Annotated in this window: 12 protein-coding genes; 7 read left to right on the top strand and 5 right to left on the bottom strand. The window is 73.0% G+C overall.

Annotation, left to right across the window (positions count from 1 at the left end; translation table 11 throughout):
• Nucleotides 1-15 precede the first annotated feature (15 nt).
• Nucleotides 16-411: a hypothetical protein gene (locus ACFYW9_RS10160; RefSeq protein ID WP_351860093.1), complete on the top strand. Its 396-nt coding sequence runs from the start codon at nucleotides 16-18 to the stop codon at nucleotides 409-411.
• Complete coding sequence (locus ACFYW9_RS10155) at nucleotides 408-671, top strand: DUF4031 domain-containing protein (protein WP_351860091.1); 264 nt, start codon at nucleotides 408-410, stop codon at nucleotides 669-671. Before ACFYW9_RS10160 ends, ACFYW9_RS10155 begins: the two co-directional genes overlap by 4 nt.
• A 41-nt stretch (nucleotides 672-712) precedes the next feature.
• On the opposite strand, the gene ACFYW9_RS10150 is transcribed toward ACFYW9_RS10155, so the two are convergent.
• From ACFYW9_RS10150 to ACFYW9_RS10140, 3 genes are all read right to left on the bottom strand, one after another.
• The gene (locus ACFYW9_RS10150) at nucleotides 713-1795 is read right to left on the bottom strand and encodes a GNAT family N-acetyltransferase (RefSeq protein ID WP_389147607.1); all 1083 of its coding nucleotides are present in this window, start codon (nucleotides 1793-1795) and stop codon (nucleotides 713-715) included.
• Between the two features lie 103 nt (nucleotides 1796-1898).
• Nucleotides 1899-2582, bottom strand: a complete 684-nt coding sequence (locus tag ACFYW9_RS10145; protein ID WP_389147232.1) for a hypothetical protein — start codon at nucleotides 2580-2582, stop codon at nucleotides 1899-1901.
• A complete protein-coding gene (locus ACFYW9_RS10140) occupies nucleotides 2540-3622 on the bottom strand; it encodes a helix-turn-helix domain-containing protein (protein ID WP_389147230.1) in 1083 nt (360 codons plus the stop codon). The genes ACFYW9_RS10145 and ACFYW9_RS10140 overlap by 43 nt, the downstream gene beginning before the upstream one ends.
• Before the next feature lie 110 nt (nucleotides 3623-3732).
• Between ACFYW9_RS10140 and ACFYW9_RS10135 the strand changes: the two genes are divergently transcribed.
• Both ACFYW9_RS10135 and ACFYW9_RS10130 read left to right on the top strand, forming a co-directional pair.
• Nucleotides 3733-4764 (top strand): saccharopine dehydrogenase family protein, encoded by a 1032-nt coding sequence (locus ACFYW9_RS10135; RefSeq protein ID WP_389147226.1) that lies wholly within the window; start codon nucleotides 3733-3735, stop codon nucleotides 4762-4764.
• 38 nt (nucleotides 4765-4802) lie between these two features.
• Nucleotides 4803-5480: a maleylpyruvate isomerase family mycothiol-dependent enzyme gene (locus tag ACFYW9_RS10130; RefSeq protein WP_351860081.1), complete on the top strand. Its 678-nt coding sequence runs from the start codon at nucleotides 4803-4805 to the stop codon at nucleotides 5478-5480.
• Between the two features lie 95 nt (nucleotides 5481-5575).
• Here the strand turns inward: ACFYW9_RS10130 and ACFYW9_RS10125 are convergent, their stop codons facing one another.
• Complete coding sequence (locus ACFYW9_RS10125) at nucleotides 5576-8062, bottom strand: N-acetylmuramoyl-L-alanine amidase (protein ID WP_389147221.1); 2487 nt, start codon at nucleotides 8060-8062, stop codon at nucleotides 5576-5578.
• 238 nt (nucleotides 8063-8300) lie between these two features.
• On the opposite strand from ACFYW9_RS10125, the gene ACFYW9_RS10120 reads away from it, so the two are divergent.
• Together ACFYW9_RS10120 and ACFYW9_RS10115 are read left to right on the top strand one after the other, a co-directional pair.
• Entirely contained in the window at nucleotides 8301-9005 is a 705-nt protein-coding gene (locus ACFYW9_RS10120; RefSeq protein WP_389147218.1) for a copper homeostasis protein CutC, read from the top strand.
• A 300-nt stretch (nucleotides 9006-9305) separates the two neighbouring features.
• On the top strand, nucleotides 9306-10520 hold the full coding sequence (locus ACFYW9_RS10115) for a trypsin-like serine peptidase (protein ID WP_389147215.1): 1215 nt from the start codon (nucleotides 9306-9308) through the stop codon (nucleotides 10518-10520).
• A 79-nt stretch (nucleotides 10521-10599) separates the two neighbouring features.
• Here ACFYW9_RS10115 and ACFYW9_RS10110 read toward each other — a convergent pair whose 3' ends face one another.
• Nucleotides 10600-12669 (bottom strand): HelD family protein, encoded by a 2070-nt coding sequence (locus tag ACFYW9_RS10110; protein ID WP_389147212.1) that lies wholly within the window; start codon nucleotides 12667-12669, stop codon nucleotides 10600-10602.
• Between the two features lie 432 nt (nucleotides 12670-13101).
• Between ACFYW9_RS10110 and ACFYW9_RS10105 the strand changes: the two genes are divergently transcribed.
• Entirely contained in the window at nucleotides 13102-13296 is a 195-nt protein-coding gene (locus tag ACFYW9_RS10105) for a hypothetical protein (RefSeq protein WP_328451210.1), read from the top strand.
• The last annotated feature ends 117 nt before the right edge of the window (nucleotides 13297-13413 follow it).

Raw genomic sequence — 13413 nt, 5'->3', positions numbered from 1 at the left:
GCGCACAATGAGGACATGGACCCCACCGGTAACCCCCTCAGCCCCTTGGAGCAGGCGTTGCACGCGGCGCGCGCCCGTGTGCTCGCCGACCTGATCGCGGGCCAGGTGGCCGAGGCGGACGTCGTCTCCCTGGTCGAGGACTCGGTGGTGCAGCGCCGCTGGTGGGTCGAGCAGTGGCCGGAAGGCGCCGGGTTCGTCGCCGGGCTCGTCGCCCAGGACGTGCAGGACGCGATCCTGGAGCGGCACGGACGGTGGCCGCTGTGCCCGGTGTGCTCCAGCGGCGACCCGCACGCCCTGGAGGTGGAACCCGAGTTGGGCCCCGACCCGCACTGGGTGTGCCACCAGGCGGGCGTGAAGATCTCCCCGGTGGGCGCGCTCGGCTCGGCGACCGGCACGAATCCGCCCTCGTGACCGTGTACATCGATCCCCCCACCTGGCCGGGCCACGGCCGGGTGTGGTCCCACCTGATCAGCGATGTCTCCTACGACGAACTCCACGCGTTCGCCGACCGGCTGGGCGCGCCCCCGAGGGCCTTCGAGCGCGACCACTACGACATCCCCTCGCACCGCTACGACGACGCGGTCGCCGCCGGAGCGGTGGAGGTCAGCAGCCGTGAGGTCGTGCGACTGCTGCACGGCGCGGGACTGCGCCGGCGCAAGCGGACGCGCTGACCGGGCCGGTCCACGGGAGGGCTCGAGGCCCTCGCACAGGCTCAGGCCTCGCGGGAGTACAGCCTCAAGGACTCCTCCAGGCCGTGCAGTTCGCGGGCGGACTTCTCCACGTCCTCGCTCGCCCGGGTGAAACCGGCGCGGGCGATGACCCGTTGCGAGGGGGCGTTCTCCTGCTCGATGGTGGCGATCAGGAGCTTGACGCCGTCGCGGGCGAGGGCCGTTTCGGCCAGGGCGCGCAGGGCCTCGGTGGCGTAGCCCCGGCCTCGGGCGTTCTCCGCGAGGTCGTAGCCGACCTCGGCGCGGCCCTCCTCGTCGGGCGCGCCGTGGAAGCCGATCCCGCCCACCGCCAGACCGTCCTCGCGCCGTACGAGCGCGAACATCCCCCATTCCGGCCGGTGCTCCCCCTTCTCGTAGGAGCTCGCGACCATTCCGGCGGCGAACCGGGAGCCCTCGAACGGGCCGCCCTCGATCCACGCGAAGCCGCCCGTGCCGCCCGCGTGCAGATCGGCGGCGGCGGCCGGGGTGACCCCCTGGAGGGTGAGCCGCTCGGTGTCGATCACCAGGTTGTTGTTCCAGCGCCACTCGGTGAGCGGTTCCCGGCCGGGCAGGTCGCCGCGTCCGGTGGCCCACAGGAGCGTGTTCCACGGGGCGTCGGGCTCGGGGCGCACGTGCGGGAAGATCGTGGTGAGGACCCGGGCGCACAGCTCGGCCGGCGGCTCGTACTCCAGGCCGAGGCCCTCGGCGATGTCGTGCGTGTGCAGCAGGACCTCGGTGACCCCCATCGCGGCGAAGCCCTCGCGGTTCGCGCTGCGGAACGGGTACGGGTGGAAGGCGCGCACCTCGCGCGGGGTCGTGCGGACGGCGGCGGCGAGCAGGGCGCCGGTCGTCTCGATCACGTCGACGACCCCCGCGTCGCCGGTGCCCTCGTCCACCGTGATGTCGAACGGCACGTACGCCGTGGCGGACCGCCCGGCCAACTGCCCGGCGTACGCGATGAGGTCGCTCGCGATGTGTTCGGCGGTCCGCCGGCAGCTCCACTCCAGCCGTCCCGCCCGTACGCCGTCCCAGTCACGTCCGGCCGCCGCCCGCAGCAGCGCGGCGCAGCCCGCTACGGCTTCCTCGATCTGATCCCCGCCCATGTCTGTCATGCGGCCGAGAATAGGACGGATCACCTCTCGGAGCGTACGGGTTTCCTGGCCATGAGGGTCGGACGGACGGCGGCGGCCGTCAGGCTTCCGTCAGCGACGCCAGTTCGTCCTCCATGTTCCGGCGGGCCGGTGCCGCCCAGACGCGTTCGCCGTACGGAGTCCTGAACAGCCTCGGCAGGTCGAGGAGTTGACGCAGGACGGCCGCGCGTCCCACACGGAAGGCGTCGTCGGGGACGAAGGCGTACTCCTCGCGGACGGCGGCGGTGTAGGCGGCGTACGCGGCCGGGGGCGAGGCCAGGATCGCGAGATCCGCGTCGCACAGGACGGCACCGTCGGTGTCGTGGCCGGCGGGGTCGTGGGAGACGGTGAGCCGGACGAGCCGGGCGACCTCGGCGGTGCGGTCCGGGCCGACGCCCAGTTCGGCCAGCGCGCGTTCGGCGAGCCGGGCGGAGCGCTCCTCGTTCTCCGAACGGTCCGGGAGGTACACGGCGTCGTGGAACCAGGCGGCCAGGCGCACGGCGGCCGGATCGCCGGGGCGCTCCCCGTGGGCCTCCAGCACGTCGATGTGGCCGAGGACCGCGAGGAGATGGTCGGTGGTGTGGTACCGGCGCCGGGGCTCGGCCCAGCGGGCCAGGAGGTCGGCCCCGTAGGGATCCGGCGCGGGGCCGGACCCGCCCTCGTCCTCACGTGCGGCCAGGACGGTGTCCGCCCAGCGCTTCGTCAGCTCGGCGTGGGCGGGGTGGCGGTTGCTCTCTGCTGCCATGCCGCCATTGTCCCCGCCGCGGGGCTTCCCGTCGTGGTGCCCGTACCGGTCCCCGTATCGGTCCCCGCCGTGGTGCTGTCCGCGGGCGCGGGGCCGGGGCGGGTCCGTGCGCGGAAGGTGCGGCGGTAGGCGTCCGGGGGCACGCCCACCGTGCGGTTGAAGTGCCGGCGCAGTGTCGTCCCGGTTCCCATGCCGGTGGCCGCCGCGATGGCGTCGACGCCCGCGTCGGTGGTCTCCAGCAACTCCTGCGCATGGCGGATCCGTTGGGTCAGCAGCCACTGGAGCGGGGTGGTGCCGGTCACCGACCTGAAGTGGCGGCCCAGGTTGCGCGAGCTCATCCGCGCCCGGCGGGCCAGGTCCTCCACGGTCAGCGGACGGTCCAGCCGCTCGATGACCCAGGGGAACAGCTCGGCGAGCGGATGGTGGTCGGGTGCGGGCACCGGCGTGCTGACGAACTGGGCCTGGCCGCCGTCCCGGTGCGGGGGCACGACCAGGTTGCGGGCGACGGTGTTGGCGACCGAGGAGCCGTGGTCGAGGCGGACGAGGTGCAGGCACAGGTCCATGGCGGCGGCCTTGCCGGCGGAGGTGAGCACGCCGCCGTCGTCCACGTACAGGACGTCCGGGTCCACCAGCACCCGGGGATGGCGGGTGGCCAGGGTCCGGGTGTGCGCCCAGTGCGTGGTCGCGCGCCTCCCGTCCAGCAGCCCGGCGGCGGCCAGGACGAACGCGCCGGTGCACAGGGAGGCCACGCGCGCACCCGCCTCGTGGGCCGCGCGCACCGCGTCGACGAGGGCGGCGGGCGGCTCCCGGTCGACGTCGGCCCAGCCCGGGACGATCACCGTGTCGGCGTACGGGAGCCGGTCGAGGCCGCGGTCGGGCTCCAGCCGGAACGGTCCGACGCGCACCGCCTTCGGCCCGCAGAGCGCGAGGTCGTACCAGGGCACCCGCACGGCGTCCGGAGCGGAGCCGAAGACCTCGCAGGCCAGGGCCAGTTCGAAGTGCAGCATCCCGTCGGTGACGGCCAGCGCGACAGAGGTCATGTCCGGAATTGTACGGGCCATGGCGTTCCGGACACTCGTGCGCGGCGCCCGTTCTCGCCAGGATGTCCTTACGGATCAAGGCAGTTCACTTCGAGCGCGGGGGAGAACCCATGGAGTCGGGGCAGGCGGTGACGGTGTTCGGCGCGTACGGGCACACCGGCCGGTTCGTGGTGGCCGAACTGCTGGAGCGCGGGTTCACGCCGGTCCTCTCCGGCCGGGACGCCGAGAAGCTGAAGGAACTGGCGGCCTCGTGGCCGGGCCTGGACGTCCGGCCGGCCACGGTCGACGATCCGGCGTCCCTCGACCGGGCGCTGACCGGCGCCGCGGCGGTGGTCAACTGCGCCGGGCCGTTCGCCACGACGGCCGGCCCCGTGATCGAGGCGGCCCTGCGCGCCGGGATCCCGTACGTGGACGTGGCGGCCGAGATCGAGGCCAACCTCGACACGTTCGCGCACTTCGCGGAGCCGGCCGAGGCCGCGGGAACGGTGGTCGTCCCCGCGATGGCCTTCTACGGCGGCTTCGGCGACCTGCTGGTCACCGCCGCGATGGGCGAGTGGACGACGGCCGACGAGGCGCACATCGCGTACGGGCTGAGCGGCTGGCACCCCACCGCCGGGACGCGCGCGGCGGGCGCGGTCTCCCGGGAGCGGCGCGGCGGCCGGCGCGTCCGCTACACCGGAGGGCGGTTGGAGTACGTCGAGGGCGCCCTGCCCGCCCTGGAGTGGCCGTTCCCCGAGCCGATGGGCCCGCGCGCCGTTCTCGGGGAGTTCTCGATGGCCGACGTGGTCACCGTGCCCAGCCACTTCGCCGTCTCCGAGGTGTGCACCTACATGACCGTCGAGGCGGCCGGGGAACTGGCGGCCCCGGACACCCCCTCTCCGAGCCCGGTCGACGAGCGCGGGCGGTCCGGGCAGACCTTCCTCGTCGACGTCGTGGTGCGCTCCGGCGGCGCCGAACGGCGTGCCGTGGCGCGGGGCCGGGACATCTACGCCGTCACCGCGCCGCTCGTGGTGGAGGCGCTCGACCGCATCCTCACCGGACGCACCAGGACGACCGGCGTCGCCTCCGCCGGCGAGATCTTCGACGCCCGGGACTTCCTCCGCGCGCTGTCCCCGCACATCTCCTTCGAACTGCGCGGGTAGCCCCTACGAACTGCGCGGGCAGCCCCTAGCGTGGAGTCATGATTCCTCAAGACGCACACGATGTACGGGACCCGGAACTGCCCGGTCTGCTCCTGCGCACCGAGCGCGACGCGCTGATCCCGCTGCTGCGGGCCCGCCCGGAGGACGACTTCGCCCGCCTGACGGCCGGGTGTCCGGCGTGGACGGTGCGGGACGTGCTGGCGCATTGCTCGGCGGTGCTGACACGGGTCGTCGAGCGCCGTTTCGAACCAGGGGTGTTCGAGGCCGAGGTCAACGACCGCGACATCGCCGAGCGTGCCGACTGGCCGACGGCGCGGGTCATCGACGAGCTGGAACACGGGATGACCGAGGCGGGCCCGGCGATCGCCCGCACCCGGGGCGTGCTCGACGCGGTCGCGCTCGGCGAGTGGATCCACGCCGGGGACGTGCGCGAGGCGTTCGGCGAACCGGGCGCCTACGAGGGGGAGGGACTCCCGCACGCCCTCGCGCTCCTGGTCCGCTTCAGCCGTGAGAGCGACGGGGTCCCGCTGCACGCCGACCTCGACCAGCTCGACGACCCGCTGCTCCTGGGAGGCGTCCCCGGCGACCGTCCCCCGGCCCGTTACATCGGCGACGCCGCGACCCTCGTACGGCTCTTCTCGGGGCGGCCGGTCCCGAAGACGACGACGTACGAGCTGGTGGGGGCGCGGGAGGAAGAGCTCAATCTGTTCGGGTGAGCGAGCGGCCGGTCCGGTCCGGCCGCGACGGACCCGGCGGACAGGGGCCACCGCACCGGTACGGCGCGGTGGCCCCTGAAGGACCGGTCCTTCGACTACTTGAGGTAGACCAGCCCGTCGGTCGTGACCGCGGGCCGCCCGGCGGTGCCGACGACCACGAGCTTCACCGTGTGCCTGGCGGCGGCGGTCCAGGTCGTCGCCCAGATCGCGTCGCGGTACCTGCTGGTCGTCGTCCTCAGGTCCACGGTGGCGGTCTTCCGGCCGTCCACGTAGACGTACACCTGACCGGAGGTCGCGGCGCGCGAGACCACCAGGGCCGCCGAGCGTCCGGTGAAGGTCCAGGTCAGCGAGGAGCTCTTCTTGGAGCTGCTGTACGACTTGCCGCCCAGGTAGCCGCTCGACGACTTGGACGTCCAGGTGCCGGTTCTGGTGGCCGCGCTCTCCTGGAGGATCACGGGGGTGCCGCTCACGGAGGCCGAGCGGGCGTTGCCGGCCCGGTCGTACGCCGTCATCCTCCAGGTCGTGGCCACACCGGACTTGGCGGTGAGGCTCGCGCTCGTGACCGTCGGGCCGTACGTCCTGGCGACCGGGGCGGTGAGGCGGACCTCCTTCAGCTCCTTCGTGTCGGTGGCTTTCCACTTCAGGGTGAGCGGGACGGCCGTGGTGCTCACCGTGCCGGTGCGCAGGGCGAGATTCGGCTGGGTGGAGAAGACCGGCGGCGTGGTGTCGGCGGGGGCGGTGGCCTTCGTGGTGGGCGAGGCGGTCGGGGTGGGGGTGGTGGCCTTCGCGGTGGGCGCGGTGGCCTCGGCCGTGGGCGTGGTGGTCGGGGTGGGGGTGGTGGCCTCGGCCGTGGGTGAGGTGGTCGCCTCGGGGGTGGTGGGGCTCGTCGTGGGCGGGGTGGCGGGGGGCGTGAGGGCCGGGGCGGGCTCGGCGAGGACGGTGACGTCCTCCGTGATCGCGGTCCGGCCGGACTGGTGGACGCCCCGCACGGAGACCTTGTGGGTACCCGGGGCCAGGTTCACCTCGGCGGAGGAGGCGGTGCCGGCGGCGGTGACCGCGACCTCGCCGTCGACCAGGACGTCGTACCGCCCGACCAGGGCGGCCGGGGTCGAGGCCGACCACTTCACGGTGACGGCGGTGTCGGTGAGGACGGTGGTGCCGGACACGCCGGTACCGGTGACCGAGTCGAGCTTGAGCCCTTCGACCGTCCCGCCCGCCCAGGCGCGGACCGTGGGCAGCATGGCGTAGTACGCGTCGCCGGGGCACACGGTGTTGTAGCCGTCGCGGTGGCCGTGGATGACGGGGAAGGTCATCCTGGTGCCCGCGTCCCAGGTCTGGCGGAAGTAGTTCGGCCCGCTCGCGCCCGCGGTGAGGGTGGTGGTGCCCGTCGGGTCGACGCCGTACTGGCCGAGCTTCCACGCGGCGAGCCGGGCGACCGAGGCCATCGCCTCCTTCGAGGGGGCGATGTCGCTGTAGTCACCGATGACGGCGATGCCCGTGGTCTCGGAGTTGAAGCCGTAGGCGTGCGCGCCCATCACGGGCCGGTCGACGCCTCCCTTGCGGCCTTCGTAGATCGTGCCGCACTTGTCGACCAGGAAGTTGTAGCCGATGTCCCTCCAGGTCAACTGCTGTACGTCATAGGCGTAGACGGCCCGGATGAGAGCCGGGGCCTCGGCGCAGGTGTAGTCGTTGGAGGTGGCGGTGTGGTGCAGCACCACCGCCTTGATCTTCCCTCCGGGCAGATAGCCGGGCTCCTCGGGGCTGATGGACTCGTCGGCGCCCCAGCCCTCGCGCGAGGTGATCGGCGGGCGGGGCGCGGTGGACGGCGGGGCCGGGGGCACGGTAGCGGTCGGCGAGGCCGGGTCCGGCGCGGAGACGGCCGGGGAAGGACTCGCGCTCCCGGTGGACGGCTGCGTGGGTTCGGTGGAGTCCGTCGGACCGGACGGGGACCCGGAGGTCCGGGTCGAGGACGGGTCGGGAGAGGTGGTGTCCGCGGGGCCCTCCGTCGTGGCCGGATCGGTCGCGTCCGCCGTGCCGGTCGGTTCGGCTTCGCCGGTCGGGTCCACCGGGTCCATCACGAACCCGGCGGGCTCCATCGCCGGGGTCGTACCGCCGGGGTCGATCATGTCCAGCCGGAGGCCCTCGGGCAGCCGCCGCGACGCACCGCTCGACATCCGCACCTGGACCCCGTCGGACGGGCCCACCCACGCGGGCGTGGTGCCGCCGCGGGACGCGCCCCGCTCGCCCTCGCCGCTGTCACCGTCCAGCCGCAGCCACGTCGACCACGTGTGACGTGCCGTGTCCCGGGTCCGGACCTCGATGGTGCCGCTCACCCGTGCGGACGCCTCGGCCCAGGTGATGCCGAGCATGCTGAAGGGCGCGGTGTCCCGCCGGTCCAGCCGGGCGGACGTGCCACCGTCGGCCACCGTCAGCGGGGCGGTGGCCGAACCGGTCCGGATCGGTCCGGACCTCCCGTCGCCCCCGGAGCCGCCCGCGTCCCCGCCGCCCGCCCCCTGGACGATCAGCGTCCCGGACACCGCCGCGACCGCCAGAACGGCCGCACCCCACCCGCGTCGTCGCACTGCCCCGCCCTTTCACGCGACCTTTACATGATCTCCATGCATGAGGAGGGTATATGAGGGTTCAACTATGGCTGGAACAGGGCGGAGTCGGGTGCGCGGGCCGGAGATTCCGGGAGGGGCCCGGGCCGGAAACCGCCGCGACCTCCCCTTCGTCCGCCGCGATCTTCTCGCGCCTCCGCTCCCGCCCGCGTACTGTTTGATTGGACTAGACCTATAGCGGCCCAGGAGAAGAGGTCCGATGAGTGAGCGGAAGAGCGCAGTCCTGGAGGTGATCGCCCTCGGCGTGGAGGACGCGGTCGCCGCTCAGGCCGGCGGGGCGGACCGGCTGGAGCTGGTCACGGACATGGCGGCCGACGGGCTGACCCCGTCGGTGGAGACCTTCGCCGGGATCCGTGCTTCCGTCGACATCGCGCTGCGCGTGATGCTGCGCCTGTCCGACGGCTTCTCGGCCGGCGGCACGGCGGGCGTCGACGCTCTCGTGCGGGCCGCGGGCGAGCTGCGGGACGCGGGCGCGGACGAGTTCGTCCTCGGTTTCCTCGACGAGCACGGTGGCCCCGACCTGGCCGCCCTGGAGCGGATCGTCGCCGAACTGGACGGCTGCCGCTGGACGTTCCACCGCGCGATCGACCGCGCCGCCGACCGTGACGCCCTGCGCAAGCAGCTCGCGGACCTGCCCGGTCTCGACGCCTATCTGACCGCCGGGTCCCCGGCGGGTGTCGACGACGGACTCCCCGTCCTCACGGCCGAGGGCGCCCGCCGCGGGGAACCGGGGTACGAGCCGCGGATCATGGTCGGCGGCGGCCTGCGCCTCGACCATCTGCCGGAGCTGCGCGCGGCGGGCCTCGACGCCTTCCACATCGGCGGTGCCGCACGTCCCGGGGGCTGGACGGGGCCGGTCTCCGCGGAGTCGGTACGGGAGTGGCGCACGGCCGTGGACGCGTAGGCGGCCGGTTCCACGGGGCGGGTCCCGCGTGCCGGTACCGCGCGCCGGTCCCGTGTTCCGGTCGGGTGCGGTCGATCCGGTCCCGCGTTCCGGACGGGTGCGGGCGATCCGGTCCGGCAGGTCACGGATCCATCTCCGCCACGTAGTTGTTGTGTTGTGAGAGTCGCACGGCGATCACCGAGCAGCCTTTTGCATGCATATTTGGTCATGCCCCGATCGGCCGGGGCATGACAATCACACATATGTGCGTGCCGGCGAAAGCGGTGCGGCAGCACAGCAGCATCAGGGGGACCAGGCTTCATGCCATCCATACGCAGCCGCACGCTCGCGGCGGCCGCGGCCGTGATCGCGGCCGTCATGATCACCACCACGGCCTGTGACAGCAAGAAGGGCGACGAGGGGGCCGTCGCCCGGCCCACGGCGTCCGCCCGGGCCGACAAGGGCGTCGACACCGGCCAGGACGACGGCTCGGTCTCGATCGGCGGCTACAAGCTGCCCGCGGGCGTTCCCACCGAACTCAGTGGTGCCGCCCTGGACAAGTGGAAGAGCGGGGGGTGGCAGGACTACGGCAACTGGGCTTCCAAGGCGGAGGACTTCGCCAACCCGTACATCAAGGACTTCTGGTCGCCGGAGAAGATGGCCCAGGCCAAGGCCAGCATCCCGGTCGCCCAGGCGGGCAGCACCAGTTCGGGCTCGGGCAGCGGTGCCACCTCCTACCTGCCCGACGGCAAGGTGAAGAAGCAGACCGCCGCCAAGGTCAAGAGCACCTATCACCGCTACGCGCCGCCCGTCGGCAAGATGTTCTTCTCCTCGCCCCAGGGCAACATGGTCTGCTCGGCCGCCGTCGTCACCGACCCGGCCCACCCCGGCAAGTCCAACCTGGTGTGGACCGCGGGCCACTGCGTGCACGCGGGCAAGGGCGGCGGCTGGTACCGCAACATCGCCTTCGTCCCCTCGTACAACAACAGCGCGAGCCTGAGCAGCCGCCAGATCACCGACCCGCGCGCCAAGTCCGTCTCCCCGTACGGCATCTGGTGGGCCGACTGGGCCACCACCTCGTCCCAGTGGATGAAGGGCGGCGGCCACACGGGCAACGCGGCCTCCGGGTACGACTACGCCGTGCTCCACGTCAAGCCCGAGAAGGGCGGCAAGTCCCTCCAGGAGCAGCTCGGTTCGGCGCTGCCGGTGTGGTTCGCCGCCCCGGCCGCCAACAAGGTCACGTCCATGAAGGTCCGCGGCTACCCGGCCGAGTCGCCCTACGACGGCTCGAAGATGTACGACTGCCACGGCGCCACGAAGCGGTTCGTGCTCGCGAGCAACGTCCCCGCCCAGTTCATGATCGGCTGCACCATGAACGGCGGTGCCTCCGGAGGGCCTTGGTTCATGAGCCACAACGGCCGGACCTATCTGGTCTCCAACAACTCGCTGAGCGACCGCAAGACGTTCATCACCGGGCCGCGCCTCGGCGAGAACGCCAAGCAGGTCTACCTGGCCACCAGCCGCAAGTTCAAGTAGCCCGTCGCGCAACGCGGTTCACGGCCCCCGGCATCCGTGCCGGGGGCCGCCCGCGTCCGTGCCGGGGGCCGTCGGCCGGTCAGCCCAGTTCGGCCGGGAGCGGTGCCGCGTGGGTCACGACCAGCCCCGAGACCGCACGGGTGAGCGCCACGTACAGACGGCGCAGCCCGGTGCGCTCGTCGGGCTCGCCGTCGACGACGGCCCGCGGCTCGTCCAGGACCACGTAGTCGTACTCCAGGCCCTTGGCGAGCGAGGCCGGCACCAGCGTCAGCCGGGTCTCGGCCGTCGTCTCCTCGCCCGGACCGAGATACGTCCGCCCGGCCGACGTCAGCGCCTCGGCGAGCACGGGGATCCGGGCGTCGGCGGCGATCAGCCCGACCGACCCCTCGTGGCCCAGCAACTCCTCCACCGCGCCGAGGACTTCGGCGTCCGCCGTGCTCGCGCGCACCTCGAAGAAGCCCGGGTTCTCGCGCACCGAGGCGACCGGCGTGAGACCGGGCGCGATGTGCGGCAGCAGCCGGGAGGCGTAGGTGATGACGTCCGTGGGGACACGGAAACCCGCGGTCAGCTCCTCGACGACCGCGTCCCCCTTGCCCAGGTGCCCGAGGGCCTCCTCCCAGCTCCGGGTCGCCCACGGGGTCGTCCCCTGCGCCAGGTCCCCGAGCACGGTCGCCGACCCCGTCGTGCAGCGCCGGCCCACCGCGCGGTACTGCATCGGGGAGAGGTCCTGCGCCTCGTCGAGCACCACGTGCCCGAGGGAGTGCGTGCGCTGGACGAGATCGGTGGCCTCGTCGATCAGCACGGCGTCGGCGGCCGACCACTTCGCGCTCTTCACGCTGCGCACCGGCTTCGCCCAGAGGATCTCCTTCTGCTCGCCCTCGTCCAGCAGCCCCTCCGCGTGCGCGGCGAGGAACTCCGCGTCGGTCAGCAGCCGGAGCACCAGCTTCGCGGGGTCGACCTGCGGCCAGATCGCCTTCACGGCGGCCTTCACGGCGGGGTTGCGGGCGACGGCGTCCTGCACCCGGTCGTCCGGCGCCTCCCCGGAGCGCTCCATCTGGACCAGCACGGCGTGCGCGATCCGCTGCGGAAGGGCCTGGTGGGCGGCGCCGTACCGGATGTCCCGGTCCAGCAGCTCCCGGACGATCTCCTCCAGCTCGTACGCGGGAACGCGCCAGCGCCGTGACCCCCTGACCACCATCACGGGCTCGGTGGGGACGGTCACGTGCGAGCGCACGGCCCGGCGCAGCACCTCGGCCATCCGGGCGTCGCCCTTGATCACGGCCGCGGGCGCGTCGTCGCTTCCGCGCACCTCGACGTGCGCGACGAGGTCGTCGACGGTCGCCTGCCTGACCTCCAGCTCGCCGAGCGCGGGGAGGACCTGCTCGATGTAGTGCAGGAAGGACTTGTTCGGCCCGATCACCAGGGTGCCGGTGCGGGCGAGCCGCTCCCGGTGCGCGTACAGCAGATACGCGACCCGGTGCAGGCCGACGGCGGTCTTTCCGGTGCCGGGACCTCCCTGCACACAGACCGAACCGGACAGCCCGGACCGTACGATCTCGTCCTGCTCGGGCTGGATGGTCGCCACGATGTCGCGCATCGGGCCGACGCGCGGGCGCTCGATCTCCTGCTGGAGCAGCTTGCTGGTGGACGCCGCCTCGGCCGGGTCGGACAGGTGCTCGTCCTCGTAGGCCGTGAGGTCGCCGCCGGTGTAGCCGAAGCGGCGGCGCAGCCCGACGTCCATCGGGTCCTTCTTGGAGGCCCGGTAGAACGGCTGGGACACCGGCGCGCGCCAGTCGATGACCATCGGGTCGCCGTCGGCGTCGTGGACGTGGCGTCGCCCGATGTAGAACCGCTCGCCCTCGGCGCCCTCCGCCAGGTCGGAGCCCGGGGCGTGCAGATAGTCGAGCCGCCCGAAGAACAGCGGGGTGTGGCTGAGGTCGGCGAGGGCCTTGATGCGCTCGGCGATCTGCCGGTGCAGCACCTCGGCGTTCACCCAGTTCGCGGTGACGTCGCGGATGTCGAGGTTCTCCGCGTCCTCGCGCATCGCGCGGAGCGCGGAACGGGACCGGGCGAGGTGGGAGCGCTCGCGGGAGAGGGGATCGTCGGAATCGGTCGGGACGCCGGCCGGACCGTCGGACAGGGGGGACACGGGGAATTGCCTCCGGAAACCTGCGTGGGGGTGCTGCGGGAGTGCCGCGGTGCTCTGGCGGTGCTGCGCGATGATGCAGATCGTGAATCGCTGCGGATTTCGTCGGGAATCCGTCGGGAATCCCTGCGGAATCCGTGGTGATTCCGGGTGCCGTCCGGTTTCCGGCCGGGCGGCGGCACTCCGTGAAGGGAGGCGGGCAAGACCGAAGATTCTAGGCGAAGGACGGATGCCGGGGCCAATGGTTTTTCCGGTGCCCGCGCGCCGTGTCCTTCCGGTGCCCGCCCGGCGTGTCAGGGTCCGGCCCCCGAGTCCCTAGGGGACGGGGTCCGTCGTGAGGCGGAGGGCGGACCGTCCGGAGCCGTACCTGGGGGTGGGCGGGGTTCGGTCCGGAGACCGACGCCGTTCGGGTCGGGACAGTCGCACCATGGAGATATGAGCGCAGTCACTTTCACCCCAGGTCCTGCCCATCCCGGGTCCGTCGCGCACGGCGCGACGGCCGTCACTTCCGTCGACCACCGCCACCGCCTCGGCGACGCGCTGAAGGCCGTCAAGGTGTTCGGGCGCGCGGCCATCGGGGTCGTCCTGCTCGGCGAATACGGCGAAGAGGCGGGCGTACGGCGCCACTGACGTGTACGCCCGCCTCTTTGCCCCGGGCCAACCAGGACTCCGGTCCGGGCCCGTCGGTGGACGGCTCGGGCCCGTCTGACTTACCCCCCCGGGGGCTCCGCCCCGGACCCCGCTCCT

Origin of the sequence: Streptomyces sp. NPDC002698 (genome assembly GCF_042888945.1) — a bacterium.
Lineage (GTDB): Bacteria > Actinomycetota > Actinomycetes > Streptomycetales > Streptomycetaceae > Streptomyces.
This window is presented reverse-complemented; position numbering and strand designations above follow the sequence as displayed.

Excerpts from the sequence above, each read along its gene's own strand:
- ACFYW9_RS10160 (WP_351860093.1), top strand. The coding sequence starts at position 16 with ATGGACCCCACCGGTAACCCCCTCAGCCCCTTGGAGCAGGCGTTGCAC.
- ACFYW9_RS10145 (WP_389147232.1), bottom strand. The coding sequence starts at position 2,582 with ATGGCAGCAGAGAGCAACCGCCACCCCGCCCACGCCGAGCTGACGAAG.
- ACFYW9_RS10140 (WP_389147230.1), bottom strand. The coding sequence starts at position 3,622 with ATGACCTCTGTCGCGCTGGCCGTCACCGACGGGATGCTGCACTTCGAA.
- ACFYW9_RS10135 (WP_389147226.1), top strand. The coding sequence starts at position 3,733 with ATGGAGTCGGGGCAGGCGGTGACGGTGTTCGGCGCGTACGGGCACACC.
- ACFYW9_RS10130 (WP_351860081.1), top strand. The coding sequence starts at position 4,803 with ATGATTCCTCAAGACGCACACGATGTACGGGACCCGGAACTGCCCGGT.
- ACFYW9_RS10120 (WP_389147218.1), top strand. The coding sequence starts at position 8,301 with ATGAGTGAGCGGAAGAGCGCAGTCCTGGAGGTGATCGCCCTCGGCGTG.
- ACFYW9_RS10115 (WP_389147215.1), top strand. The coding sequence starts at position 9,306 with ATGCCATCCATACGCAGCCGCACGCTCGCGGCGGCCGCGGCCGTGATC.
- ACFYW9_RS10105 (WP_328451210.1), top strand. The coding sequence starts at position 13,102 with ATGAGCGCAGTCACTTTCACCCCAGGTCCTGCCCATCCCGGGTCCGTC.